Origin of the sequence: Streptococcus mitis, assembly GCF_008763935.1 — a bacterium.
GTDB classification, from domain to species: Bacteria; Bacillota; Bacilli; order Lactobacillales; family Streptococcaceae; genus Streptococcus; species Streptococcus mitis_DB.
Genome location: NZ_VTQF01000003.1, coordinates 17,501 through 42,064 on the forward strand (window position 1 = coordinate 17,501; position 24,564 = coordinate 42,064).

Below are 24,564 nucleotides of genomic sequence, written 5' to 3' on the forward strand. Positions count from 1 at the left end.
GAAAGAGTAATGAATTTATTTGGAGTTGGGTTAGTTATTGTTTATTTTTTAATTATTAGTCACAGTTACCGTTTAATTTGTAAAGGTCAAATAAATAGAAAAGAACTATACGTTTTTAGTGCTTATATATTACTAACAGAAATAGTACTTGATTTTCCATCATATCTTCTACATTTAGATGACTTAGGGATTGTAAAATTTTTATTTCCTTTGGTATTATATTCCTATTTTCGATGGATTAAACAGTATGAGAGGGATAGAGGACTATTCCTAAGTTTACTACTATCTCTTTTATATGAGAGCACTCATAACTTTTTGTCCGTAACTTTATCCTCTCTAACAGGAGACAATTTTGTTTTACAATATTATGAACCATTCTTTTTCCTTGTAACGGTGTTGACTTATGTCGTTATCTTAAAAATCATTCATTATTTCCATTTGGATCTAAACTATTTTGATAAAGACTACCTCTATCCTTTCTTGACAAAAGTATTTTTTGCTTTGCTACTGCTCCATATTGTATCTTTCGTTTCAGATATGGTAAGTACGATTAAACATTTGAATAGTTTTGGAAGTATTTTATCATCTATCGTCTTTATTTCTCTCCTTTTAACCTTTTTTGCAATGAATTCACATAAAGATCAAATGGAGAAAGAGATTGCTTTGAAGCAGAAGAAATTTGAACAGAAACATTTACAAAACTACACAGATGAAATTGTCGGTTTGTATAATGAAATTCGTGGTTTTCGACATGATTATGCTGGGATGCTTGTCAGTATGCAGATGGCAATTGACAGTGGTAATTTACAGGAAATTGACAGAGTTTACAACGAAGTTTTGGTTAAAGCCAATCACAAACTGCGCTCAGATAAGTACACTTACTTTGATTTGAACAACATAGAAGATTCAGCTTTACGAAGTTTGGTTGCTCAGTCAATTGTCTATGCTCGAAATAACGGTGTAGAGTTTACACTGGAAGTAAAAGATATAATTACTAGACTACCAATAGACCTTCTGGATTTAGTTCGTATTATGAGTGTTTTATTGAACAATGCTGTCGAAGGATCGGCTGATAGTTATAAAAAGCAGATGGAAGTAGCAGTTATTAAGATGGAAACTGAAACAGTGATTGTGATTCAGAATTCATGTAAAATGACGATGACTCCTTCAGGAGATCTATTTGCTTTAGGATTCTCTACTAAGGGAAGAAATCGCGGAGTAGGATTAAATAATGTGAAAGAACTACTGGATAAGTACAACAACATTATTTTAGAAACAGAGATGGAAGGCAGTACATTTAGACAAATCATTAGATTTAAGAGGGAATTTGAATGAAAGTTTTAATTTTAGAAGATGTTATTGAACATCAAGTGAGACTAGAGAGAATATTGGATGAAATTTCGAAAGAATCGAATATTCCAATATCATACAAGACAACGGGAAAAGTTCGTGAGTTTAAGGAATATATCGAAAATGATGAAGTAAACCAGCTTTATTTTCTAGATATTGATATTCATGGAATTGAGAAAAAGGGATTTGAAGTGGCTCAGCTCATTCGTCATTACAATCCTTACGCTATTATCGTCTTTATCACCAGTCGATCAGAGTTTGCGACTCTAACATATAAATACCAGGTATCAGCCCTAGATTTTGTTGATAAGGATATCAATGATGAGTTATTTAAGAAGAGAATTGAGCAAAATATCTTCTACACGAAGAGTATGTTACTTGAAAATGAAGATGTGGTAGATTATTTTGACTACAATTACAAGGGAAATGATTTAAAAATCCCTTACCATGACATTCTGTATATTGAAACGACAGGAGTCTCTCATAAATTGCGCATTATTGGTAAGAATTTTGCAAAAGAATTTTATGGTACCATGACAGATATTCAGGAAAAGGACAAACATACTCAGCGATTTTATTCTCCTCATAAGTCATTTTTGGTAAATATAGGCAACATCAGAGAAATTGATAGAAAGAATTTAGAAATTGTTTTCTATGAAGACCATCGTTGTCCTATTTCAAGATTAAAAATTAGAAAATTAAAAGATATTCTAGAGAAAAAAACTCAAAAGTAATTGACAATTAGCAAGAAATTGATATAATGGTTATATCTGCTACAGATAGAAGGTCCGTTGGTCAAGGGGTTAAGACACCGCCTTTTCACGGCGGTAACACGGGTTCGAATCCCGTACGGACTATTTTATCCGCCATAGCTCAGTTGGTAGTAGCGCATGACTGTTAATCATGATGTCGTAGGTTCGAGTCCTACTGGCGGAGTATAGATAAAAGGGAACACAGTTGTGTTCCTCTTTTTGTATCAATTTGTATCACCAAGCATCTTCATAAGGAAGTCTGTTATTTCTTGAGGACTTTCTTTTTTTCCATGTGCAATCCAAGTTTGACAGACACCAAAAAGTGCGTGAGTTAGATAGATGCTACTATATTCTAATTCAATGGTATTTAGATTTAGTTGCATAAATTGCTTTTGTAAATCCGTACTGAGCATGATATGAAGTTTATTTCGTAAGAAATTTTGGATTTCTTTAGTCCCATTTTCAGAAAGAAGGGCAGCCAGAAGTGGTTCTGACTCTAGATATTCAAAGACTTCTAAAATAGCATCTCTTTTGTTATGAACATGTTTTTGAAAAATATATTCAAATGTATGGAATAGCTTGCTTTGATAGTGCTCAATCATATCATACTTATCCTTATAGTGAGTATAGAAGCTGGAACGACTAATTCCGGCTTTTTCTGCTAACTTGACAGTAGAAATTTGATCAAATGGCTGTTCCATCAGTAATTGTACCATAGCATTTTCAATAGTTCTCTTTGTTTTTAAGCGTTTATTACTTTCTTGCATATTTCCTCCTTGTAAACAAATTAGACTATATGTCTAAAAATGGATTTTTTATCTTGTAATTTATATTTTTTAATGTATAATCTATTATATCAAAATTTTAGACAATATGTTTAAAAAAGGAGAAGATATGTTTAAAGAATGGAAAGCAATTTTTAAAAAACCAACCTTTATTATTGTCATGATAGGGATTTCTCTTATTCCAGCTCTGTACAATATTATATTTTTGTCATCAATGTGGGATCCATATGGGCAATTGTCTGACTTACCTGTGGCAGTTGTCAATAATGATAAAGAAGCCTCCTATAATGGTAATAGCATGTCTATAGGAAAAGACATGGTGTCCAATTTAAAAGAAAATAAAACCTTAGATTTTCATTTCGTAGATGAAGAGGAAGGTAAGAAGGGATTGGAAGATGGCGATTACTATATGGTAGTGACTTTACCAAGTGATTTATCTGAAAAAGCAGCTTCTATTTTAACGAATCATCCAGAGCAAATGCAAATCGATTATCAGACTTCAAGTGGTCATAGTTTTATTGCTAGCAAGATGAGCGATTCTGCGATGACACAATTAAAGCAGAATGTGTCTACAAATGTAACTGAGACCTATACTAAAGCTTTATTTAACAAGATGGTCGAATTAAAAGATGGTATGAGTCAAGCAGCTTCTGGTAGTGAAAAATTAACTGATGGAGCGAATCAATTAGTGACAGGAAGTCAAACATTAACTACCAACCTGCACTCTTTAGCAGATTCAAGTTTAACATTTTCAAATGGAACGGAGCAGTTTACTAAAGGATTATCTGCTTATGTTTCTGGTGTTGAACAACTTCATCTTGGCTTAGGGACTTTTAATAGTGGTTTGGTTACATATACTGGTGCAGTGAGTAAATTAGATAGCGGATTAGGTCAATTAGCTTCTAAAAGTCCTGAATTAGTAGGGGGAATCAATCAGTTATATACTGGTGTAGAGGCCTATACTGGAGGTGTTTCTCAGCTCAATACTGGTCTTAACCAATTTTCATCTGGTGTTAGTGCCTATACAAATGGAGTGGGAAATCTTGCAACAGGTGCGAATCAGTTATCTAGTCAATCAGCTACACTTCGAATGGGTGTGGAGCAATTAAGTGAAGGGATTCAACAACTTTCTAGTAAGTTAGATGCTTCATCTGGGCAAAAAGATCAAATTAATCAATTATCTTCTGGTCTAAATCAGTTAAATCAAGCTATTCAAAATATTGATGTTGGAGATACAAAACAATTATCTTCTGTTTTATCAAGTATAGTTTCTCTTTCTAATCAAATGCTAGCAAGTGCTCAGTCTGAAAAAGCAACTACATTAGCAAATATTCAATCAACAGCAGCTTATCAATCCTTGACAAGTGAGCAACAAGCTGAGATAAGTGCTTCTGTATCTCAAAATTCGACTGATAGTATTCAATCGGCTCAGTCAATTATAGCTTTAGTACAAGGTTTACAGGGAGGATTAGAAAACTTACAAAATCAATCTTCTAATCTTTCAACATTAAAAGATCAAGCTAATCAAGTATTACCGCTTGCTTCTACTTCTTTGACAGGATTGTCAAGTGGATTAACAGAAATACAGGGAGCAGTGACGAGTAAATTAGTTCCTGCCAGTCAGTCGATTGCATCAGGTGTAAATGCATATACTGCAGGTGTTGATAAAGTTTCTCAGGGCGCAAGTCAACTAAGTGAAAAGAATTCCACCTTGACAGGTAGTTTGGATCAACTATTTTCAGGCTCAAACACCTTGACACAAAAATCTTCTAGCTTGACAGCAGGAGTTGGTCAATTAGTTGAAAAAACTCCAGAATTAGTATCTGGTATTGAAAAATTATCAACTGGCTCTAACCAATTGAATCAAAAGAGTCAAGAATTAATGGCAGGAGTTGATAAATTACAATCAGGATCTGGTCAATTAGCAGACAAATCCAGTCAGTTACTTTCAGGTGCTTCTCAATTAGAGAATGGAGCTAATAAATTGGCAGATGGATCTGGGAAACTTGCAGAAGGTGGAACAAAGTTAACTTCTGGATTGGAAGATTTACAGACAGGAGTTGCTTCTTTAGGACAAGGACTAGGTAATGCTAGTGATCAACTCAAATCAGCATCAACAGAATCTAAAAATGCAGAGATTTTGTCAAATCCACTCAATCTTTCCAAAACAGACAATGATCAAGTTCCTGTAAATGGAATCGCAATGGCTCCTTATATGATATCAGTTGCTCTTTTTGTTGCAGCAATATCAACAAATATGATCTTTGCGAAGTTGCCTTCAGGACGTCATCCAGAGAGCCGTTGGGCTTGGTTGAAATCTCGAGCTGAAATAAATGGTATTATAGCTGTTTTAGCCGCTTTCTTAGTCTATGGTGGCGTTCATCTTATTGGTCTAACAGCAAATCATGAAATGAGAACCTTGTTCTTAATTATTATCGCAAGCTTAACATTTATGTCTATGGTAACTGCATTAACAACATGGAATAGCCGTGTAGGAGCTTTCTTCTCTCTTATTTTGCTATTATTACAGTTAGCATCAAGTGCAGGTACCTATCCACTTGCTTTGACAAATAATTTCTTTAGAGCTATTAATCCTTGGTTACCAATGAGTTATTCGGTTTCTGGATTACGACAAACAATTTCTATGACAGGAAATATTCATCATCAAGTCATTTTCCTTGCTGTGATATTAGCCCTATTTACTGGTTTAGGTATGCTAGCCTATCGACCTAAGAAAATGGAAGAAGATTAAAAAAATCGACCAACTGGTCGATTTTTTTATGTCTTAGATGACTTTCGTTTGTGATTATAGATTCCAAATAGTAAAAGAGAAGTAAAGGAACAGATTGCTCCAACAACAAACCCATTGGGAATAAAGGAAAGTGTAATAGTTCCTTTTCCCTTAGGAACGTCAACTTTTATAAAACCAGTTTGAGCTTGTTTAATTTCTATTTTCTTCCCATCTTGGTAGGCAGACCAACCTTTGTCATAAGGAATGGTGAAGAAAATCGACGTATCTTGTTTGACATCATATGTAGCAAAGACCTTGTTTTTAGAAGTTGATACTGTGACAGGTTGTTCTTTAATTTTTTGAATTGCCTCGGTAAAAGTTTTGGTATCTAAACGATAGAAGGTAGGAGATTCAAATGATACCTGTGAATTTCCAGGGAAACTAACATTAATATTGAAAGTTTTTTTCTCTTTAATATATCCTAGATTAAAGAAGGAGAAGACATTATCAGTTGTAAAAGTTTTCTTTTCCCCATTTACAAGGATGTCAACCTTTTTTTGTTTGTCATTAGAAAAGTGAAGGTTTGTGAAAGAAAGATAAACTTGACTGTTTTCTGGCACTTCAATTTGATACTGGATTTCTGCATCCTCATTTGAAGAACTTGTAACACTAATCAAATCATTAGTATTTTCTGTTTTGTCATAAGGGATTGGAGAAAAATAATCAAAATTGACGTTAGCAAGTTGATTTAAAAATGAGGCCTGATTATCCAAGGTATGTTCATTGAACTTGACATCATTGTAAACAGATTGACTAGCAAATGCAATCGGAAGAGAGAATTGATTTTCATATAGGGTAAGATTATCTTTTTGATATACATCTTGGAAACCATACTTATCAATAGGACTTTCTGAGATATTGTATTGGATTCCAAATAAACTATCAGCCAAAATACTATTATTGGCATAACGGAGATTGAGATTGGTCCCAGAGGATTTAAACCCAAGTTTATCCAAAGTAGAGCTTGCTGAACGATTTCGAACAGATGAAAATTGAGAGATTCCATTGTAGTTGAATTTCATACTGTCATTTCCTGTCTGAGTTTGTAGTTTTTCAGTACGAGTAAATTGATTTCCAATATATATTGAGAAAGATTCCATAGCTGGGATATCTCGATTATATGCACTTCGAGAAGCAAAGCCCCATTCTTTAGCAATTCCGTCCATTTGAGATGAAGCATTTAAACTTATTTCAACCATTATAAATAAAGAGATTAGAATGGCAAACAGTTTTACAGAGATAAACTTTTTGATAACTGCAAGGAGTAAAAGCGAATAGACAACCAAAAATTCAAGAGTAAGTAGAATATTCAAATCTGTTAAAAAAGAATAATGCGATTTTAGATAGATGGTAGTTAAAACCCCTGTTACTAGAAGAAAAAGTGAAACTAAAAAATTCCAGACTTTAAGTTCTTTCAGACGATTTAAGACTTCCGCTGCTGTGTAAATTAACAAGGTAGAGAAAATCCAAGCATAGCGATGTAAAAACATATTTGGAGTATGCATACCTTGCCAAAATAAATCAAGAGCTTCTATATAAAAGCTTGCAATTAGAAATGCAAAGAAGATTGCATAGATAAGTTTCACGTGAAACTTAATAGATTTCAGCGTAAAAAATAAAATGGTCAAAATAAAGGGAAGTAGTCCAACAAAAATCATTGGGATGGCCCCATACTTTGTTGTGTCAAAGGAACCAATGAATTGTTTAGCAAAGAGATCAAGATACCAGCTACTTTCAGTTTGAAACTTTGTAATTCCAGTTAATTTTTCCCCATGTGTCTGTAAATCAAATAGAGTAGGAAGAGTCAGAATCAAACTAGCCATACCAGCTAAAACGGAGGTGATTATGAAATCAAGAAAAGATGATTTTCGAGTTTTAAAGTCCCAAGAAATTTGACAGACATACCAGAGAATAAGAAACAATACTGTCATATAGCCAAAATAATAATTTTGAATAAACAAAATTGACAGACTTGTAAAGTACAATAGTAATTTCTTTTCAGTGATAAGTAGCTGTAAACCAGTTATAATTAAAGGAATCAAGATAAAAACATCTAGCCAAGTTTTTATCTCTAATTGACTGACAGTGAAACTCATCAGAGCGTAGGAAGTAGATAAAGCTAGTTTTAAAGGCTTAGGAATCGATTGAAATAATTTATTTAAACTAAAGTAAGTTGACAAACCAATCAATCCAAATTTTAAGAGAGTTGTCAGATAGACAGCATCTGGCATATTCGTTAGATCAAAAAAGTAAACTAGAGGTGAAAGGAAACTTCCCAAGTAATAACTAGATAGGGCATAGAAATTTAATCCGAGGCCACTTGTAAAGGTGTAAAACAGACTACCATTTTCATGTAGGATATTTCTTAGAGCTATATCAAAAATAACGTATTGATGAAAGCCATCTCCTAATAGAGGAGAATTGTCGCTATTCCAGTAGATACCTTGAGATAGATATACTCCTATCATAATGATTATGGGAATGATGAAAGAAACAAAATAGGTCCAATATGTTTTAAAAAATAATTTCATGTTACCTCATAAAATGTTAGAAAACTCAGCTGGTTAACCCAACTGAGTTTTGAAGTTTTATTTAGTCTTTCCAAAGTTCTTTAACTTTTGCTTGTACTTCTGCATTTTCTAGGAATTCATCATAGGTTTCATCGATACGGTCAATGACGCCATTTTTAGACAAGACAATGATATGGTTAGCTAGAGTTTGAATAAACTCGTGGTCATGGCTGGCAAAGATGATTGATTCTTTAAAGTTTTTCAATCCATCGTTCAAGCTTGAGATAGATTCCAAGTCCAAGTGATTGGTTGGATCATCAAGTACAAGGACATTTGATTTTAAGAGCATGAGTTTTGAAAGCATGACACGAACTTTTTCTCCCCCTGACAAGACATTTACAGGTTTGTTAACCTCATCTCCAGAGAAGAGCATACGGCCGAGGAAACCACGTAGGAAAGTATTGTCATCTTCTTCTTTACTTGCGAATTGACGCAACCAGTCAAGAATTGATTCTCCTCCTGCAAAATCAGCTGAGTTATCTTTTGGCAGGTAAGATTGACTAGTGGTCACTCCCCATTTGACAGTTCCTTCATAGTCAATGTCTCCCATGATTGCACGAATTAATGCAGTCGTTTGGATGTCATTTTGTCCAATAAGTGCTGTCTTATCACCTGGACGCAAGATGAAACTAATATTATCCAAGATAGTTTCACCATCAATCTTTACAGTTAGATTTTCTACTGTCAAGAGATCATTACCGATTTCACGTTCCGCTTTAAAGTTGATAAATGGATATTTACGACTAGATGGTACAATCTCTTCTAGCTCAATCTTATCAAGCATTTTCTTACGTGATGTTGCCTGTCTTGACTTAGAAGCATTAGCAGAGAAACGAGCAACGAACTCTTGCAATTGTTTAATTTTTTCTTCTGCTTTGGCATTACGGTCTGCTAGCAATTTAGCAGCGAGTTCAGAAGATTCCTTCCAGAAGTCATAGTTTCCGACATAGAGTTTGATTTTTCCGAAGTCAAGGTCGGCCATGTGAGTACATACTTTGTTTAAGAAGTGACGGTCGTGGGATACTACGATAACGGTGTTATCAAAATCAATCAAGAAGTCTTCTAGCCATGTAATTGATTGGATATCCAAACCATTGGTCGGCTCGTCCAAGAGAAGAACATCAGGTTTACCAAAAAGTGCTTTGGCTAGGAGAACTTTTACTTTTTCACCGTTGGCCAATTCGCTCATGTTTTGATAGTGCAATTCTTCTGGAATGTTTAGGTTTTGAAGTAGTTGAGAGGCTTCACTTTCTGCTTCCCAGCCCCCAAGCTCGGCAAACTCTCCTTCGAGTTCGGCAGCACGCACTCCATCCTCATCTGAGAAATCTTCTTTCATGTAGATAGCATCTTTCTCCTTCATGATGCTATAAAGTTTTTCATTTCCCATGATAACAACATCAATGGCACGTTCATCTTCATAGTCAAAGTGATTTTGACGAAGAACAGAGAGACGTTCATCTGGACCAAGAGAGATGTGACCAGTAGTAGGTTCGATATCTCCAGCTAAAATTTTTAAAAAGGTTGATTTTCCGGCACCATTAGCACCGATTAATCCATAAGTATTTCCTTCTGTAAATTTGATATTGACATCATCAAAAAGTTTGCGATCACTAAAACGTAGTGAAACATCAGATACTGTAAGCAATGTTTTTCTCCTATATGTGTAATATATTTATTCTACTAGAAAATACGGAAATATTCAAATTTTTATCTGTCAATTTTGTGTAAATTATATTTACAATTTCCTTTACACAAAAACATCAATAGCAAGGCCGATTTATTTTGATAAATTGCGGTTATTTCATTAAAAAAATGCTATAATTGAAGGAACTATATCGAAGGAGAATAAAATGATTAAACCCATTATTTTAACAGGAGACCGTCCAACAGGAAAATTGCATATTGGACATTATGTTGGAAGTCTCAAAAATCGAGTATTATTACAGGAAGAGGATAAGTATGATATGTTTGTGTTCTTGGCTGACCAACAAGCCTTGACAGATCATGCCAAAGATCCTCAAACCATTGTAGAGTCTATCGGAAATGTGGCTTTGGATTATCTTGCAGTTGGATTGGATCCAAATAAGTCAACTATTTTTATTCAAAGCCAGATTCCAGAGTTGGCTGAGTTGTCTATGTATTATATGAATCTGGTTTCATTAGCACGTTTGGAGCGTAATCCAACTGTCAAGACAGAAATTGCTCAGAAAGGATTTGGAGAAAGCATTCCGACAGGATTCTTGGTCTATCCAATAGCTCAAGCAGCTGACATCACAGCTTTCAAGGCTAATTATGTTCCTGTTGGGACAGATCAGAAACCAATGATTGAGCAAACTCGTGAAATTGTTCGCTCTTTTAACAACGCATATAACTGTGATGTCTTGGTAGAGCCGGAAGGTATTTATCCAGAAAATGAGAGAGCAGGGCGTTTGCCTGGTTTAGATGGAAATGCTAAAATGTCTAAATCACTCAATAATGGTATTTATTTAGCTGATGATGCGGATACTTTGCGTAAAAAAGTGATGAGTATGTATACAGATCCAGATCATATTCGGGTGGAAGATCCAGGTAAGATTGAGGGAAATATGGTTTTCCATTATCTAGATGTTTTTGGTCGTCCAGAAGATGCTCAAGAAATTGCTGACATGAAAGAACATTATCAACGAGGTGGTCTTGGTGATGTGAAGACCAAGCGTTATCTACTTGAAATATTAGAACGTGAACTGGGTCCTATTCGTGAGCGCCGTATTGAATTTGCTAAGGATATGGGAGAAGTTTATAATATGCTTCAAAAAGGTAGTGAAAGAGCGCGTGAAGTTGCGGGTCAAACCCTATCTGAGGTTAAAGGGGCAATGGGACTTCATTACTTCAAATAAGTTTATTTTACAAGAAACTATCATTTCTATCTCAAAGAAAAGATAGTTTTTTATTTACCCCTGTAACATTTGACAAATTTTTATAGAATGGTATGATAGATACAATATAAAAAGAGTCAAGCTCAAAAAGAAAGAAAAGAGGAAACTTCGAATGTCTAATTGGGACACTAAATTTTTGAAAAAAGGTTTTACCTTTGATGATGTATTGCTTATTCCAGCTGAAAGTCATGTGTTGCCTAACGATGCAGATTTAACAACTAAATTGGCAGATAATTTGACTTTAAATATCCCAATTATTACCGCTGCCATGGACACAGTTACAGAGAGTCAAATGGCCATTGCTATTGCTCGTGCAGGCGGTCTCGGAGTTATCCATAAAAACATGTCAATTGCTCAACAAGCAGAGGAAGTTCGTAAGGTAAAACGTTCTGAAAATGGAGTTATTATTGATCCGTTCTTCTTGACACCTGAACATACAATTGCTGAGGCTGATGAGCTTATGGGACGTTACCGTATCAGTGGTGTTCCAGTTGTTGAAACACTTGAAAATCGTAAATTAGTTGGTATTTTGACAAACCGAGATCTTCGTTTTATTTCAGATTATAACCAACCAATTTCAAATCATATGACCAGTGAGAATCTTGTGACTGCTCCTGTGGGTACAGATCTTACAACAGCTGAGAGTATTCTTCAAGAACACCGTATTGAAAAACTTCCTTTGGTAGATGAAGAAGGACGTCTTTCTGGCTTGATTACTATCAAAGATATTGAAAAAGTTATTGAGTTTCCAAATGCGGCTAAAGATGAGTTTGGTCGTCTTCTAGTTGCAGGTGCAGTAGGTGTTACTTCAGATACATTTGAACGTGCAGAGGCTCTTTTTGAGGCAGGAGCTGACGCAATTGTTATTGATACTGCGCATGGTCATTCTGCAGGTGTCTTGCGTAAAATTGCTGAGATTCGTGCTCACTTCCCAGATCGTACTTTGATTGCTGGAAATATTGCAACAGCTGAGGGTGCACGCGCACTTTATGAAGCGGGTGTAGACGTTGTTAAGGTTGGTATTGGACCAGGTTCTATCTGTACTACTCGTGTGATTGCTGGTGTTGGTGTTCCGCAAGTAACAGCTATCTACGATGCTGCAGCTGTTGCGCGTGAATATGGTAAAACGATCATTGCTGACGGTGGAATCAAGTATTCTGGAGATATTGTAAAAGCCCTTGCTGCAGGTGGAAATGCAGTTATGCTTGGATCAATGTTTGCTGGAACTGATGAAGCTCCAGGCGAAACTGAAATCTTCCAAGGACGTAAGTTCAAGACTTACCGTGGTATGGGTTCAATCGCAGCAATGAAGAAAGGTTCAAGCGATCGTTACTTCCAAGGTTCTGTCAATGAAGCAAATAAACTTGTTCCAGAAGGAATTGAAGGTCGTGTTGCTTATAAAGGTGCTGCAGCTGATATTGTCTTCCAAATGATTGGAGGTATTCGCTCTGGTATGGGTTACTGTGGTGCAGCTAACCTTAAAGAACTACACGATAATGCTCAATTTATTGAAATGTCTGGTGCTGGTTTGAAAGAGAGCCATCCTCATGATGTACAAATTACGAATGAGGCACCAAATTATTCTATGTAAAAAACAATGAAAAGAACTCCCGTGGAAACAGGAGTTCTTTTACAATATTGTCAATTGTAATTTACAGAAACTTTACCATCCTGAATAGTGAAGATACTTAGATTTTCTGGCAGATTTTGAAGATGGTCTAAGCTTGTTGTTGTGATAAAGGTTTGGATTGAACGAGAAATCGTTTCTAATAATTTTAGTTGTCTAGTGTTGTCAAGTTCGCTCATAACATCGTCAAGCAGTAATATTGGAGATTCTGTAGTAATGCTTTCCATTAACTCGATTTCTGCTAATTTTATAGAGAGGACGAGACTGCGATGTTGACCTTGACTTCCAAAACTAGCATCCATCCCATTTATATAAAAAGAAATGTCATCTCGATGAGGACCGACACCAGTATTCTTTTTAAATAAATCTCTGGATCTACTTTTTTCTAAAGCAATTTTGAAAGATTCGGATAAGTTTTGATTGTCAGTTATATTGACAGAAGATTGATAGGATATTGACAACTCTTCAATCTGATTGGAAAGTTCAAAATGTTTCTTACGACCAAAATGTTCTAGTTTTTTTATGAAATCTAAGCGGTGATTCATTACACGACATCCATAATCGACTAGCTGATCATCTAGTACTGAAAGGAAGGTTTTATCTATTTTTTGAGCTGATTTTAGATAGGTATTTCTTTGTTTTAGGATATGGTTATAATTTGTTAAGTCTGATAAATAGATTGGCTTAATTTGCCCAAGCTCCATATCAATAAATTTTCGTCGAACCGAAGGTGCACCTTTAATTAGTTGTAAATCTTCCGGAGCAAATAAAACAACATTCATGTGTCCCACATAATCTGAAAGGCGCGCCTGTTTTAAGTGATTAACTTTTGTCACACGTCCTTTTTGTGTTAGTTCGATTTCGAGAGGAATGGATCCAGTTTTTTTCTGAACAAGACCTGAAAGGTGAAGTTGTTCCTCATTAAAATGAATGAGATTTTTATCTGTTCGAGTTCGATGACTACGTGTTAAGGCTAAAAAATAGATAGCCTCTAACATATTTGTTTTTCCTTGTGCATTGCGTCCTAAAAAGACATTTAATTTAGGATTAAAGTCTATTTTCGTCTCTTTGTAGTTACGAAAAGTCTTGAGAGATAGGTGTTGTAGCCACATGATTATCTACCAGGGAATCGCGGAGCTTGTTTGCTTTTGGGTGATGAAGTAGGTTTTGATTTATCTTTTTTTACACCCTTATTCATCTCCTTAACAAGTTTAGCAATTCGTTCTTTTTCAACTTTATCAGCTTGGTATTCCTCTTGCTCATCAGACGTAGGTTGTGTCAACAAGATGTCAATATTCATGTCAGGGATGTCAACTTTATCACCAATACGAAGTTTTTTACCACGACGACTCTCTAATTCCCCATTAAAGTAAACAGAATGTTCAGAGAGAAATGATTTGATAGCTCCTCCACTATGTGTAATTCCAAGTTCTTTGAGTAGTGCTTGGAGGGTAATAAATTCTTCAAATAATTTGTATTCCATAATTCACCTCAATCTTTGGTATTATACCATATTTTCCTAAAAATAGTGAGAGAAACAGGGAGAAATGTAAGCGATTTTTATTTCAAAAGTGTTACAGAGAACAAGAAAATTTCAGGTTTTCGTGATATAATAGAAGTCTGTATATAAGGAGGTAAATCATGGAGTTAGTGCATGGAATTTCAACACATTTTATCCAATCAAAAAAGTTTAAAACGAACAAAATCACCGTGCGTTTTACCGCTCCATTATCTCTTGATACGATTGCAGGTCGCATGTTGAGTGCGAGTATGCTAGAGACTGCTAATCAGATGTATCCTACTGCTCAAGATTTGAGAAAACATTTGGCCAGTCTATATGGTACAGATATGTCAACCAATTGTTTCAGAAGAGGGCAAAGTCATATTGTAGAATTGACATTTAACTATGTTCGTGATGAGTTTTTAAGTAAGAAAAATGTGCTAACTTCTCAGGTTTTGGAACTTTTAAAAGAAACTCTTTTTTCCCCCGTAGTAGTTGATAATGGATTTGATCCAGCCTTATTTGAAATTGAGAAAAAGCAATTGCTAGCAAGTTTAGCAGTTGATATGGATGATTCTTTTTATTTTTCACATAAAGAATTAGACAAAATATTTTTTCATGACGAACGTCTCCAATTGGAATATAGTGATTTACGAAATCGTATTTTAGATGAAACTCCACAGAGTTCTTATTCTTGTTTCCAAGAATTTTTGGCCAATGATCGAATAGATTTCTTTTTCCTAGGTGACTTTAATGAGGTTGAAATTCAAAATGTATTAGAATCATTTGGCTTTAAAGGTCGAAAAGGAGATGTGAAGGTTCAGTATTGTCAACATTATTCCAATATCCTGCAGGAAGGTATGGTTCGGAAAAATGTGGGACAATCCATTTTGGAATTAGGTTATCATTGTCCTTCTGAATACGGTGATGAGCAACATTTACCCATGATTGTAATGAATGGTTTACTTGGTGGATTTGCTCACTCTAAACTATTTACAAATGTCCGTGAAAATGCTGGATTGGCTTATACTATTTCAAGTCAGCTCGATTTGTTTAGTGGATTCTTGAGGATGTATGCTGGCATTGATCGAGAAAATCGGAATCAGGCTCGAAAAATGATGAATAATCAACTGCTTGATTTAAAAAAAGGTTATTTCACAGAGCTTGAGCTAGAGCAGACCAAGGAAATGATTCGTCGGTCTTTGTTGCTTTCTCAAGATAATCAAGGTTCATTGATTGAACGTGCTTATCAAAATGCCTTACTTGGAAAATCTTCAGCAGACTTTAAAGGTTGGATTGCAAAACTCAAGCAAGTTGACAAAGATGCTATTTGTAGAGCAGCTAATAATGTGAAACTACAAGCGATTTACTTTATGGAAGGAATAGAATGACAAAGGTTGTTTTTGAAGAAAAATACTATCCAGCTGTAAAAGAAATGGTTTATCGAACTCGTTTGGCCAACGGATTGACAGTTGCTCTTTTGCCTAAAAAGGAATTTAAAGAGGTTTACGGGAGTGTCACTGTTCAGTTTGGTTCGGTAGATATGCTTGTCATAGAAGTTGACGGAGATGTAAAAGAATATCCTGCGGGAATTGCTCATTTTCTTGAACATAAATTATTTGAGAGAGAAGATGCTAGTGATTTGATATCGGCTTTTACGAGTCTAGGTGCAGATAGTAATGCCTTTACAAGCTTTACAAAAACAAGCTATCTTTTTTCAGCAACGGATTATTTTTTAGAAAATTTAGACTTACTTGATGAATTGGTAACATCAGCACATTTCACCGAAGATTCGATTCTGAGAGAGCAGGATATTATCCAGCAAGAACGGGAAATGTATCAAGATGATCCAGATTCGTGTTTATTCTTTTCAACTCTAGCGAATTTATATCCTGGCACACCTTTAGCAACGGATATAGTTGGAAGCGAGGAGTCCATTTCCCAAATCAATCTAACTAATTTACAAGAAAATTTTACAAGATTTTACAAATCTGTAAACATGTCTCTGTTTTTAGTTGGTAATTTTGATGTGGAACGAGTACAGGACTATTTTGAAAGCAAAGAACTGAAAGATTTAGATGTTCAGGATGGAGCAAGAGAAAAGTTTGTTTTACAGGCTGTAAAGCAAACAGACAGTATGAGAATGGAAGTATCTTCTCCTAAGCTAGCGATTGGGATTAGAGGTAAGCGAGAAGTTGCTGAAGCGGATTGCTATCGACATCATATTTTATTAAAATTATTATTTGCAATGATGTTTGGTTGGACTTCGGATCGTTTTCAAAAACTATATGAATCAGGTAAAATTGACTCTTCCTTATCTCTGGAAGTTGAAGTAACAAGTCGCTTTCATTTTGTTATGTTGACAATGGATACAAAAGAGCCAGTTGCTTTATCTCACCAGTTTAGGAAGGCTATTCGTAATTTCACAAAGGATTTAGATATTACAGAGGATCATTTAGATATTATCAAAAGAGAGATGTTTGGAGAATTTTTCAGTAGCATGAACTCTCTTGAATTTATTGCAACGCAATATGATGCTTTTGGACAGGGTGAGACAATTTTTGATTTGCCGAAAATTTTACAGGAAATTACTTTAGAGGATGTCCTTGATGCTGGACATCATTTAATAGATGATGGTGATATAGTTGATTTTACAATATTCCCATCGTAGAGATCTATCATAATCGATACTAGAAAGAAGGAATGACAAGTATGAGGAAAAAAACAATTGGTGAGGTTTTACGTTTAGCTAGAACCAACCAAGGGTTGACTTTAGAAGAATTACATAAAAAAACAGAAATTCAGTTGGATATGTTGGAGGCAATGGAAAATGATGATTTTGATCAACTTCCTAGTCCATTTTATACTCGTTCTTTTTTGAGAAAGTATGCGTGGGCAGTTGAACTTGATGAGCGAATTGTCTTGGATGCTTATGATTCTGGGAGCATGATTACTTATGAGGAAGTAGATGTTGATGAAGAGGAGTTGGCAGGTAGGAGACGCTCAAGTAAGAAAAATAGGACATCATTTTTACCTTTATTTTATTTTATACTCTTTGCCCTATCGATTGTAATATTTGTGACTTATTATGTTTGGAATTATCTCCAGACTCAACCGGAGCGTTCGTCTGCGTCTAGTTATAGTGTGGTCCAAGCAACAAGCTCGACTAGTTCTGTAACTTCATCTTCAAGCAGTAGTTCATCAAGTAGTTCTTCAAGTATAGAACCTGCTATAAGTGTATCAGGTGAAGGAAATAGAGTAGAAGTTGCTTATAAAACGAGCAAGGAAACTGCAAAATTACAATTATCAGTCTCAGATGCTAGAAGTTGGGTTAGTGTTTCAGAAAGTGATCTTGAGGGTGGTGTGACCTTATCACCAGATAATAAAAGTGCGGAAACAACAGTTTCAACAAAAAATCCTGTGACCATTACTTTAGGTGTTGTCAAAGGTGTTGCTTTAACAGTAGATAATCAGACTGTTGACTTATCGAAATTAACAGCTCAGACTGGAAAAATCACTGTAACCTTTACTAAAAATTAAGGAAAAACGAATGAAAAAAGAACAAATTCCCAATCTCTTAACAATAGGTCGAATTCTCTTTATACCTATTTTTATCTTTATTTTAACGATAGGAAATTCGCTAGAAAGTCATATAGTAGCAGCTATTATATTTGCTATTGCCAGTATTACAGATTATTTAGATGGATATTTAGCTCGTAAATGGAATGTGGTCAGTAATTTTGGTAAATTTGCAGATCCTATGGCGGATAAGCTACTAGTTATGTCTGCTTTTATTATGCTGATTGAGTTAGGTATGGCTCCAGCTTGGATTGTTGCAGTGATCATCTGTCGTGAGTTGGCTGTGACAGGTTTAAGACTTTTATTAGTTGAAACTGGTGGAACAGTTTTAGCAGCAGCCATGCCTGGAAAAATTAAAACTTTCAGTCAGATGTTTGCGATTATTTTCTTGCTATTACATTGGACTTTGCTTGGTCAAGTTCTACTTTATGTAGCCTTGTTTTTCACTATCTACTCTGGCTATGATTATTTCAAGGGTAGTGCCTATGTATTTAAAGGGACATTTGGTTCGAAATGAAATCAATAATTGATGTAAAAAATCTTTCTTTTCGTTATAAGGAAAATCAGGAATACTACGATGTGAAGGATATTACGTTTCACGTGAAACGTGGAGAATGGCTTTCGATTGTAGGGCATAATGGTAGTGGTAAATCAACGACGGTTCGATTAATTGATGGTTTACTGGAAGCAGAATCCGGAGAGATTGTAATTGATGGCCAACGTTTGACTGAGGAAAATGTTTGGAATATACGTCGTCAAATCGGTATGGTTTTTCAAAATCCAGACAATCAATTTGTTGGAGCGACTGTTGAAGATGATGTTGCCTTTGGTTTGGAAAATCAGGGACTTTCTCGTCAAGAAATGAAAAAAAGAGTGGAAGAAGCTCTGGATTTGGTTGGCATGTTGGACTTTAAAAAGAGAGAGCCAGCTCGTCTGTCAGGTGGCCAAAAGCAACGTGTGGCCATTGCAGGTGTTGTAGCCCTAAGACCAGCTATTTTAATCCTAGATGAAGCAACGAGTATGTTGGATCCTGAGGGACGTAGAGAATTGATTGAGACAGTAAAAGGAATTCGGAAAGACTATGATATGACGGTCATTTCCATTACACATGATTTGGAAGAAGTTGCCAAGAGTGATCGTGTGTTGATTATGAAAAAAGGGTCAATTGAATCAACTAGTAGTCCAAGGGAGCTTTTCTCTCGAAATGATTTGGATCAAATTGGATTAGACGATCCTTTTGCTAATCAATTAAAACATTCTTTGAGCCAGAATGGCTATGATTTGCCTGAAAATTATTTGACAGAAAGTGAGCTAGAGGATAAGCTATGGGAATTGCTCTAGAAAATGTGAGTTTTACATATCAAGAAGGGACTCCCTTAGCTTCAGCAGCTTTGTCGGATGTTTCTTTGACGATTAAAGATGGTTCTTATACGGCTTTAATTGGCCACACAGGTAGTGGTAAATCAACCATTTTGCAACTATTAAATGGTTTATTGGTGCCAAGTCAAGGAAGTGTGCGGGTTTTTGATACCTTAATCACCTCGACTTCTAAAAATAAAGATATTCGTCAAATTAGAAAACAGGTTGGCTTGGTATTTCAGTTTGCTGAAAATCAGATCTTTGAAGAAACGGTTTTGAAAGACGTTGCTTTTGGACCACAAAATTTTGGAGTTTCTGAAGAAGATGCGGAGCAGATTGCGCGTGAGAAACTGGCTCTGGTTGGAATTGATGAATCACTTTTTGATCGTAGCCCGTTTGAGCTGTCAGGTGGACAAATGAGACGTGTGGCCATTGCAGGTATACTTGCCATGGAGCCAGCTATATTAGTCTTAGATGAACCCACAGCAGGCCTGGATCCTCTGGGAAGAAAAGAGTTGATGAATTTGTTCAAAAAGCTCCATCAGTCAGGGATGACCATCGTCTTAGTAACACATTTGATGGATGATGTTGCTGAATATGCAAATCAAGTCTATGTGATGGAAAAGGGACGTTTAGTTAAGGGTGGTAAACCAAGTGATGTCTTTCAAGATGTTGTCTTTATGGAAGAAGTGCAGTTGGGAGTACCTAAAATTACAGCCTTTTGTAAACGATTGGCTGATAGAGGCGTGTCATTTAAACGATTACCGATTAAGATAGAGGAGTTCAAGGAGTCGCTAAATGGATAGTATGATTTTGGGGCGTTATATCCCAGGGGATTCGATAGTTCACCGATTGGATCCACGCAGCAAATTACTGGCTATGATGCTACTGATTTTGATCGTTTTTTGGGCTAATAATCCCTTGACGAATCTAATTCTTTTTATAGTGACAGGGATATTTATTGCCTTGTCAGGAGTATCTCTTTCATTCTTTATTCAGGGCTTGAAATCTATGTTTTTCTTGATTGCCTTCACAACTATTTTTCAACTGTTTTTCATTTCTAATGGGAATGTTTTATTTGAGTTTTCGTTTGTGAGAATTACGGATTATGCTTTGCAACAAGCTGGAATTATTTTTTGTCGCTTTGTATTGATTATTTTCTTTTCAACTTTGTTAACCTTAACGACCATGCCCTTAAGTTTGGCATCAGCTGTCGAAGCTTTGTTAGCACCTTTAAAGCGTGTGAAAGTTCCAGTTCATGAAATTGGCTTAATGCTATCTATGAGTTTGCGTTTTGTTCCTACCTTAATGGATGATACGACGCGGATTATGAATGCACAGAAAGCGCGTGGAGTGGATTTTGGTGAAGGAAGCATTGTTCAAAAGGTGAAGGCGATGATTCCCATTTTGATTCCTCTTTTTGCGACAAGTTTAAAACGTGCGGATTCCTTGGCTATCGCCATGGAAGCGCGTGGTTATCAGGGTGGAAAAGGTAGAAGTCAATACAGACAATTGAAATGGACTCGAAAGGATACGCTGACCATTCTTGTTGTTCTCGTACTTGGTTGTTGTTTATTTTTCTTAAAATCTTAGTAGATTTCAGGAATTGATAAAAAGTTACTGTAACAGTTTTTGATATAAAGGTAGGGATATGAACCGTTTTAAAAAATCAAAATATGTCATTATTGTTTTTGTCACTGTTCTGCTTGTGTCAGCTCTCTTAGCGACGACTTATTCAAGTACAATTGTGACAAGATTAGGAGATGGAATCTCATTGGTTGATAGGGTTGTTCAAAAACCTTTTCAGTGGTTTGATTCTGTCAAATCAGATTTGGCTCATTTGACACGAACATATAATGAAAATGAAAGTTTGAAGAAACAGATTTACCAATTAGAAGTTAAATCAAATGAGGCGGAAAGTTTAAAGACAGAAAATGAACAACTGCGCCAATTGCTTGATATGAAGTCCAAATTGCAAGCTACAAAGACTTTAGCAGCAGATGTTATTATGCGTTCTCCAGTATCTTGGAAGCAGGAATTGACCCTGGATGCAGGTAAATCAAAAGGGGTTTCTGAAAATATGTTAGCCATTGCAAATGGTGGTTTGATTGGGAGTGTTTCAAAAGTGGAGGACAACTCTACTATGGTCAACCTTCTGACAAATACGGAAAATGCTGATAAGATTTCTGTTAAAATTCAACATGGTTCTACTACAATTTATGGGATTATTGTTGGCTATGACAAGGAAAATGAAGTTCTAAAAATTAGTCAATTAAATAGTAGTAGCGATATTAGTGCAGGAGATAAGGTGACCACTGGTGGATTAGGAAACTTTAACGTTGCTGATATTCCTGTTGGTGAAGTGGTTGCCACAACGCATAGTATGGACTACTTGACACGAGAAGTAACTGTTAAATTAAGTGCAGATACTCATAATGTGAGTGTGATAGAATTAGTGGGGAATTCATAATGAGACAGTTGAAGCGAGTTGGAGTATTTTTATTGCTTCCTTTCTTTGTTCTAATTGACGCCCATATTAGCCAGCTTCTGGGCTCATTTTTCCCCCATGTACATTTGGCTAGTCACTTTCTGTTTTTATTTCTCTTATTTGAGACGATAGAAGTATCAGAGTATCTCTACCTAGTCTATTGTTTTGTGATAGGCTTGGTTTACGATGTTTACTTTTTCCATCTAATAGGGATTGCGACTTTGTTGTTCGTCTTGTTGGGAGTATTTCTCCATAAATTTAATAGTGTTATTTTATTGAATCGTTGGACGAGAATGTTGGCAATTATTGTCATGACTTTTCTATTTGAGATGGGAGCTTATATACTTGCATTAGTGGTAGGTTTAACTGTGGATGGTATGTCTTTATTTATAGTCTATAGTTTAGTACCATCAATGATTTTGAACCTTATATGGATGATTATTTTTCAGTTTATTTTTGAAAAGATTTACCTATAAGAAAGAAATAAAAATGTAACAAAGGCGTAATATTCATTAGGCCTTTTTTTGGTATACTAGTAGTGTCTTTAAAAGAAGGAGTATCTACGAAATATGAAGAAAAAAATCTTAGCGTCACTTTTACTAAGTACAGTAATGGTTTCTCAAGTAGCTGTTTTAACAACTGCGCATGCAGAAACGACTGATGACAAAATTGCTGCTCAAGATAATAAAATTAGTAACTTAACAGCACAACAACAGGAAGCCCAAAAACAAGTTGATCAAATTCAGGAGCAAGTATCTGCTATTCAAACAGAGCAATCAAACTTGCAATCTGAAAATGATAGACTACAAGCAGAATCTAAAAAGCTTGAGGGTGAAATTACAGAACTTTCTAAGAATATTGTATCTCGCAATGATTCATTGCAAAAACAAGCTCGTAGTGCTCAAACAAATGGAGCTGCAACAAATTACATCAATACAATTGTGAATTCAAAATCAATTACAGAAGCTATTTCACGTGTTGCTGCAATGAGTGAAATCGTGTCTGCAAACAACAAAATGTTGGAACAACAAAAAGCAGATAAAAAAGCTATTTCTGAAAAACAAGTAGCAAACAATGATGCAATTAATACAGTTATTTCAAATCAGCAAAAACTAGCTGATGATGCTCAAACATTAACTACAAAACAAGCTGAATTGAAAGCTGCAGAATTGAATCTTGCTGCTGAAAAGGCTACTGCAGAGGATGAAAAAGCAAGTTTACTTGAGAAAAAAGCAGCAGCGGAAGCAGAAGCTAAAGCAGCTGCAGAAGCAGAAGCAGCTTACAAAGCTAAACAAGAAAGTCAACAACAAACAGTTGTTGCTTCTGGGAATACAACTTTTACAGCAGAAGTTCAAGCAGTATCTAGTTCATCTGAATCATCTTCAAGCTACACTCCTGCACCAGTAAAACATCGTCCAACATACAGTACAAACGCTTCAAGTTATCCAACTGGTGAGTGTACATGGGGAGCTAAAACATTGGCGCCTTGGGCTGGAGACTACTGGGGTAATGGAGCACAGTGGGCTACAAGTGCAGCTGCAGCAGGATTCCGTACAGGATCTACACCTCAAGTTGGTGCTATTGCATGTTGGAATGATGGTGGATATGGACACGTAGCCGTGGTTACAGCTGTTTCATCATCAACAAGTATCCAAGTATCTGAATCAAACTATGGTGGAAATCGTACAATCGGAAATAAACGTGGTTGGTTCAATCCTACTACAACTTCAGAAGGTTTTGTAACATATATCTATCCAAACTAATGAATAAACCGAAGAGGCTCGATTTGAGCCTCTTTTATGATTTATATAGTTACCTTGCTTTAAAAATCTACTAAAATAGCTTGAAAATATTGAAAAAGTATGGTAAAATGAAACTTGTCGTGTGAACGATAATACTCATTCTTGATGAATTGTGAAACAGTTGCCCTTGGGTCGTTTTGCGAGTTGAAGTCAAGAAGAGGAAAAAAACAAAAAGGAGAAATACTCATGGCAGTAATTTCAATGAAACAACTTCTTGAGGCTGGTGTACACTTTGGTCACCAAACTCGTCGCTGGAACCCTAAGATGGCTAAATACATCTTCACTGAACGTAACGGAATCCACGTTATCGACTTGCAACAAACTGTAAAATACGCTGACCAAGCTTACGATTTCATGCGTGATGCAGCAGCTAACGATGCAGTTGTATTGTTCGTTGGTACTAAGAAACAAGCAGCTGATGCAGTTGCTGAAGAAGCAGTACGTTCAGGTCAATACTTCATCAACCACCGTTGGTTGGGTGGAACTCTTACAAACTGGGGAACAATCCAAAAACGTATCGCTCGTTTGAAAGAAATCAAACGTATGGAAGAAGATGGAACTTTCGAAGTTCTTCCTAAGAAAGAAGTTGCACTTCTTAACAAACAACGTGCACGTCTTGAAAAATTCTTGGGTGGTATCGAAGACATGCCTCGTATCCCAGATGTTATGTACGTAGTTGACCCACATAAAGAGCAAATCGCTGTTAAAGAAGCTAAGAAATTGGGAATCCCAGTTGTAGCGATGGTTGACACAAACACTGATCCAGATGATATCGATGTAATCATCCCAGCTAACGATGATGCTATCCGCGCTGTTAAATTGATCACAGCTAAATTGGCTGACGCTATCATCGAAGGACGTCAAGGTGAAGATGCAACAGCAGTTGAAGCAGAATTTGCAGCTTCTGAAGCTCAAGCAGATTCAATTGAAGAAATCGTTGAAGTTGTAGAAGGCAACAACGCTTAATTCATATAAATAGTAATTACCTAGGAGGGCGGGGCTTAGCCCGGCTCTCCTATTTTTAAAAAAATATAGGAGAATCAAA

21 protein-coding genes and 2 tRNA genes are annotated in these 24,564 nt (G+C 35.8%); 18 read left to right on the forward strand and 5 right to left on the reverse strand.

Features of this window, described 5'->3' with window-relative positions:
• Positions 1 to 9 precede the first annotated feature (9 nt).
• From comD to F9B91_RS05010, 4 genes are all read left to right on the forward strand, one after another.
• Positions 10 to 1,335, forward strand: a complete 1,326-nt coding sequence (gene comD, locus F9B91_RS04995) for a competence system sensor histidine kinase ComD (RefSeq protein ID WP_001048129.1) — start codon at positions 10 to 12, stop codon at positions 1,333 to 1,335.
• A complete protein-coding gene (gene comE / locus F9B91_RS05000; RefSeq protein ID WP_033687624.1) occupies positions 1,332 to 2,084 on the forward strand; it encodes a competence system response regulator transcription factor ComE in 753 nt (250 codons plus the stop codon). Before comD ends, comE begins: the two co-directional genes overlap by 4 nt.
• Before the next feature lie 51 nt (positions 2,085 to 2,135).
• Positions 2,136 to 2,207, forward strand: a tRNA-Glu gene (locus F9B91_RS05005).
• Between the two features lie 5 nt (positions 2,208 to 2,212).
• Positions 2,213 to 2,286 (forward strand) — tRNA-Asn (locus tag F9B91_RS05010).
• A 40-nt stretch (positions 2,287 to 2,326) separates the two neighbouring features.
• Here the strand turns inward: F9B91_RS05010 and F9B91_RS05015 are convergent.
• Positions 2,327 to 2,869 (reverse strand): TetR/AcrR family transcriptional regulator, encoded by a 543-nt coding sequence (locus F9B91_RS05015; protein ID WP_150922668.1) that lies wholly within the window; start codon positions 2,867 to 2,869, stop codon positions 2,327 to 2,329.
• 127 nt (positions 2,870 to 2,996) lie between these two features.
• Here F9B91_RS05015 and F9B91_RS05020 point away from each other — a divergent pair, with 127 nt between their 5' ends.
• Positions 2,997 to 5,639: a YhgE/Pip domain-containing protein gene (locus F9B91_RS05020; protein ID WP_150922669.1), complete on the forward strand. Its 2,643-nt coding sequence runs from the start codon at positions 2,997 to 2,999 to the stop codon at positions 5,637 to 5,639.
• Positions 5,640 to 5,665: 26 nt separating this feature from the next.
• On the opposite strand, the gene F9B91_RS05025 is transcribed toward F9B91_RS05020, so the two are convergent.
• Both F9B91_RS05025 and F9B91_RS05030 read right to left on the reverse strand, forming a co-directional pair.
• A complete protein-coding gene (locus F9B91_RS05025) occupies positions 5,666 to 8,209 on the reverse strand; it encodes a YfhO family protein (RefSeq protein ID WP_150922670.1) in 2,544 nt (847 codons plus the stop codon).
• 61 nt (positions 8,210 to 8,270) lie between these two features.
• Entirely contained in the window at positions 8,271 to 9,893 is a 1,623-nt protein-coding gene (locus F9B91_RS05030) for an ATP-binding cassette domain-containing protein (RefSeq protein ID WP_000958772.1), read from the reverse strand.
• A gap of 205 nt (positions 9,894 to 10,098) precedes the next feature.
• Here F9B91_RS05030 and trpS point away from each other — a divergent pair, with 205 nt between their 5' ends.
• Both trpS and guaB read left to right on the forward strand, forming a co-directional pair.
• Entirely contained in the window at positions 10,099 to 11,124 is a 1,026-nt protein-coding gene (gene trpS, locus F9B91_RS05035) for a tryptophan--tRNA ligase (protein ID WP_084887666.1), read from the forward strand.
• Positions 11,125 to 11,275: 151 nt separating this feature from the next.
• Positions 11,276 to 12,754: an IMP dehydrogenase gene (guaB, locus tag F9B91_RS05040; protein ID WP_084887668.1), complete on the forward strand. Its 1,479-nt coding sequence runs from the start codon at positions 11,276 to 11,278 to the stop codon at positions 12,752 to 12,754.
• Positions 12,755 to 12,804: 50 nt separating this feature from the next.
• Here guaB and recF read toward each other — a convergent pair whose 3' ends face one another.
• Together recF and yaaA are read right to left on the reverse strand one after the other, a co-directional pair.
• Positions 12,805 to 13,902: a DNA replication/repair protein RecF gene (gene recF, locus F9B91_RS05045; protein WP_150922671.1), complete on the reverse strand. Its 1,098-nt coding sequence runs from the start codon at positions 13,900 to 13,902 to the stop codon at positions 12,805 to 12,807.
• Positions 13,903 to 13,904: 2 nt separating this feature from the next.
• Positions 13,905 to 14,273, reverse strand: coding sequence for a S4 domain-containing protein YaaA (gene yaaA, locus F9B91_RS05050; RefSeq protein WP_084887673.1), 369 nt, complete (start codon positions 14,271 to 14,273; stop codon positions 13,905 to 13,907).
• Between the two features lie 158 nt (positions 14,274 to 14,431).
• Between yaaA and yfmF the strand changes: the two genes are divergently transcribed.
• The 11 genes from yfmF to rpsB all read left to right on the forward strand — a co-directional run bounded on the left by yfmF (position 14,432) and on the right by rpsB (position 24,485).
• Positions 14,432 to 15,682, forward strand: a complete 1,251-nt coding sequence (gene yfmF / locus F9B91_RS05055) for an EF-P 5-aminopentanol modification-associated protein YfmF (protein ID WP_150922672.1) — start codon at positions 14,432 to 14,434, stop codon at positions 15,680 to 15,682.
• Positions 15,679 to 16,962 carry an EF-P 5-aminopentanol modification-associated protein YfmH gene (yfmH, locus tag F9B91_RS05060; protein ID WP_084887677.1) on the forward strand — a complete coding sequence of 428 codons (1,284 nt, stop codon included), beginning with the start codon at positions 15,679 to 15,681 and terminating at the stop codon, positions 16,960 to 16,962. Before yfmF ends, yfmH begins: the two co-directional genes overlap by 4 nt.
• 41 nt (positions 16,963 to 17,003) lie before the next feature.
• Positions 17,004 to 17,831 carry a cytoskeleton protein RodZ gene (gene rodZ, locus F9B91_RS05065; RefSeq protein ID WP_084887680.1) on the forward strand — a complete coding sequence of 276 codons (828 nt, stop codon included), beginning with the start codon at positions 17,004 to 17,006 and terminating at the stop codon, positions 17,829 to 17,831.
• Positions 17,832 to 17,841: 10 nt separating this feature from the next.
• The gene (gene pgsA, locus F9B91_RS05070; RefSeq protein ID WP_084887682.1) at positions 17,842 to 18,387 is read left to right on the forward strand and encodes a CDP-diacylglycerol--glycerol-3-phosphate 3-phosphatidyltransferase; all 546 of its coding nucleotides are present in this window, start codon (positions 17,842 to 17,844) and stop codon (positions 18,385 to 18,387) included.
• Entirely contained in the window at positions 18,384 to 19,211 is an 828-nt protein-coding gene (locus tag F9B91_RS05075; RefSeq protein WP_150922673.1) for an energy-coupling factor ABC transporter ATP-binding protein, read from the forward strand. Before pgsA ends, F9B91_RS05075 begins: the two co-directional genes overlap by 4 nt.
• Positions 19,196 to 20,035 carry an energy-coupling factor transporter ATPase gene (locus F9B91_RS05080; RefSeq protein WP_150922674.1) on the forward strand — a complete coding sequence of 280 codons (840 nt, stop codon included), beginning with the start codon at positions 19,196 to 19,198 and terminating at the stop codon, positions 20,033 to 20,035. Before F9B91_RS05075 ends, F9B91_RS05080 begins: the two co-directional genes overlap by 16 nt.
• Entirely contained in the window at positions 20,028 to 20,822 is a 795-nt protein-coding gene (locus F9B91_RS05085) for an energy-coupling factor transporter transmembrane component T family protein (protein WP_150922675.1), read from the forward strand. The genes F9B91_RS05080 and F9B91_RS05085 overlap by 8 nt, the downstream gene beginning before the upstream one ends.
• A 58-nt stretch (positions 20,823 to 20,880) precedes the next feature.
• Positions 20,881 to 21,699: a rod shape-determining protein MreC gene (mreC, locus tag F9B91_RS05090; RefSeq protein ID WP_150922676.1), complete on the forward strand. Its 819-nt coding sequence runs from the start codon at positions 20,881 to 20,883 to the stop codon at positions 21,697 to 21,699.
• Positions 21,699 to 22,193: a rod shape-determining protein MreD gene (gene mreD / locus F9B91_RS05095; protein ID WP_150922677.1), complete on the forward strand. Its 495-nt coding sequence runs from the start codon at positions 21,699 to 21,701 to the stop codon at positions 22,191 to 22,193. Before mreC ends, mreD begins: the two co-directional genes overlap by 1 nt.
• Before the next feature lie 93 nt (positions 22,194 to 22,286).
• On the forward strand, positions 22,287 to 23,480 hold the full coding sequence (gene pcsB, locus F9B91_RS05100; protein ID WP_150922678.1) for a peptidoglycan hydrolase PcsB: 1,194 nt from the start codon (positions 22,287 to 22,289) through the stop codon (positions 23,478 to 23,480).
• A 225-nt stretch (positions 23,481 to 23,705) separates the two neighbouring features.
• Positions 23,706 to 24,485 carry a 30S ribosomal protein S2 gene (gene rpsB / locus F9B91_RS05105; RefSeq protein ID WP_049543268.1) on the forward strand — a complete coding sequence of 260 codons (780 nt, stop codon included), beginning with the start codon at positions 23,706 to 23,708 and terminating at the stop codon, positions 24,483 to 24,485.
• Positions 24,486 to 24,564 lie beyond the last annotated feature (79 nt).

Excerpts from the sequence above, each read along its gene's own strand:
- comD (WP_001048129.1), top strand. The coding sequence starts at position 10 with ATGAATTTATTTGGAGTTGGGTTAGTTATTGTTTATTTTTTAATTATT.
- comE (WP_033687624.1), top strand. The coding sequence starts at position 1,332 with ATGAAAGTTTTAATTTTAGAAGATGTTATTGAACATCAAGTGAGACTA.
- F9B91_RS05015 (WP_150922668.1), bottom strand. The coding sequence starts at position 2,869 with ATGCAAGAAAGTAATAAACGCTTAAAAACAAAGAGAACTATTGAAAAT.
- F9B91_RS05020 (WP_150922669.1), top strand. The coding sequence starts at position 2,997 with ATGTTTAAAGAATGGAAAGCAATTTTTAAAAAACCAACCTTTATTATT.
- F9B91_RS05025 (WP_150922670.1), bottom strand. The coding sequence starts at position 8,209 with ATGAAATTATTTTTTAAAACATATTGGACCTATTTTGTTTCTTTCATC.
- trpS (WP_084887666.1), top strand. The coding sequence starts at position 10,099 with ATGATTAAACCCATTATTTTAACAGGAGACCGTCCAACAGGAAAATTG.
- guaB (WP_084887668.1), top strand. The coding sequence starts at position 11,276 with ATGTCTAATTGGGACACTAAATTTTTGAAAAAAGGTTTTACCTTTGAT.
- recF (WP_150922671.1), bottom strand. The coding sequence starts at position 13,902 with ATGTGGCTACAACACCTATCTCTCAAGACTTTTCGTAACTACAAAGAG.
- yaaA (WP_084887673.1), bottom strand. The coding sequence starts at position 14,273 with ATGGAATACAAATTATTTGAAGAATTTATTACCCTCCAAGCACTACTC.
- yfmF (WP_150922672.1), top strand. The coding sequence starts at position 14,432 with ATGGAGTTAGTGCATGGAATTTCAACACATTTTATCCAATCAAAAAAG.
- yfmH (WP_084887677.1), top strand. The coding sequence starts at position 15,679 with ATGACAAAGGTTGTTTTTGAAGAAAAATACTATCCAGCTGTAAAAGAA.
- rodZ (WP_084887680.1), top strand. The coding sequence starts at position 17,004 with ATGAGGAAAAAAACAATTGGTGAGGTTTTACGTTTAGCTAGAACCAAC.
- pgsA (WP_084887682.1), top strand. The coding sequence starts at position 17,842 with ATGAAAAAAGAACAAATTCCCAATCTCTTAACAATAGGTCGAATTCTC.
- F9B91_RS05075 (WP_150922673.1), top strand. The coding sequence starts at position 18,384 with ATGAAATCAATAATTGATGTAAAAAATCTTTCTTTTCGTTATAAGGAA.
- F9B91_RS05080 (WP_150922674.1), top strand. The coding sequence starts at position 19,196 with ATGGGAATTGCTCTAGAAAATGTGAGTTTTACATATCAAGAAGGGACT.
- F9B91_RS05085 (WP_150922675.1), top strand. The coding sequence starts at position 20,028 with ATGGATAGTATGATTTTGGGGCGTTATATCCCAGGGGATTCGATAGTT.
- mreC (WP_150922676.1), top strand. The coding sequence starts at position 20,881 with ATGAACCGTTTTAAAAAATCAAAATATGTCATTATTGTTTTTGTCACT.
- mreD (WP_150922677.1), top strand. The coding sequence starts at position 21,699 with ATGAGACAGTTGAAGCGAGTTGGAGTATTTTTATTGCTTCCTTTCTTT.
- pcsB (WP_150922678.1), top strand. The coding sequence starts at position 22,287 with ATGAAGAAAAAAATCTTAGCGTCACTTTTACTAAGTACAGTAATGGTT.
- rpsB (WP_049543268.1), top strand. The coding sequence starts at position 23,706 with ATGGCAGTAATTTCAATGAAACAACTTCTTGAGGCTGGTGTACACTTT.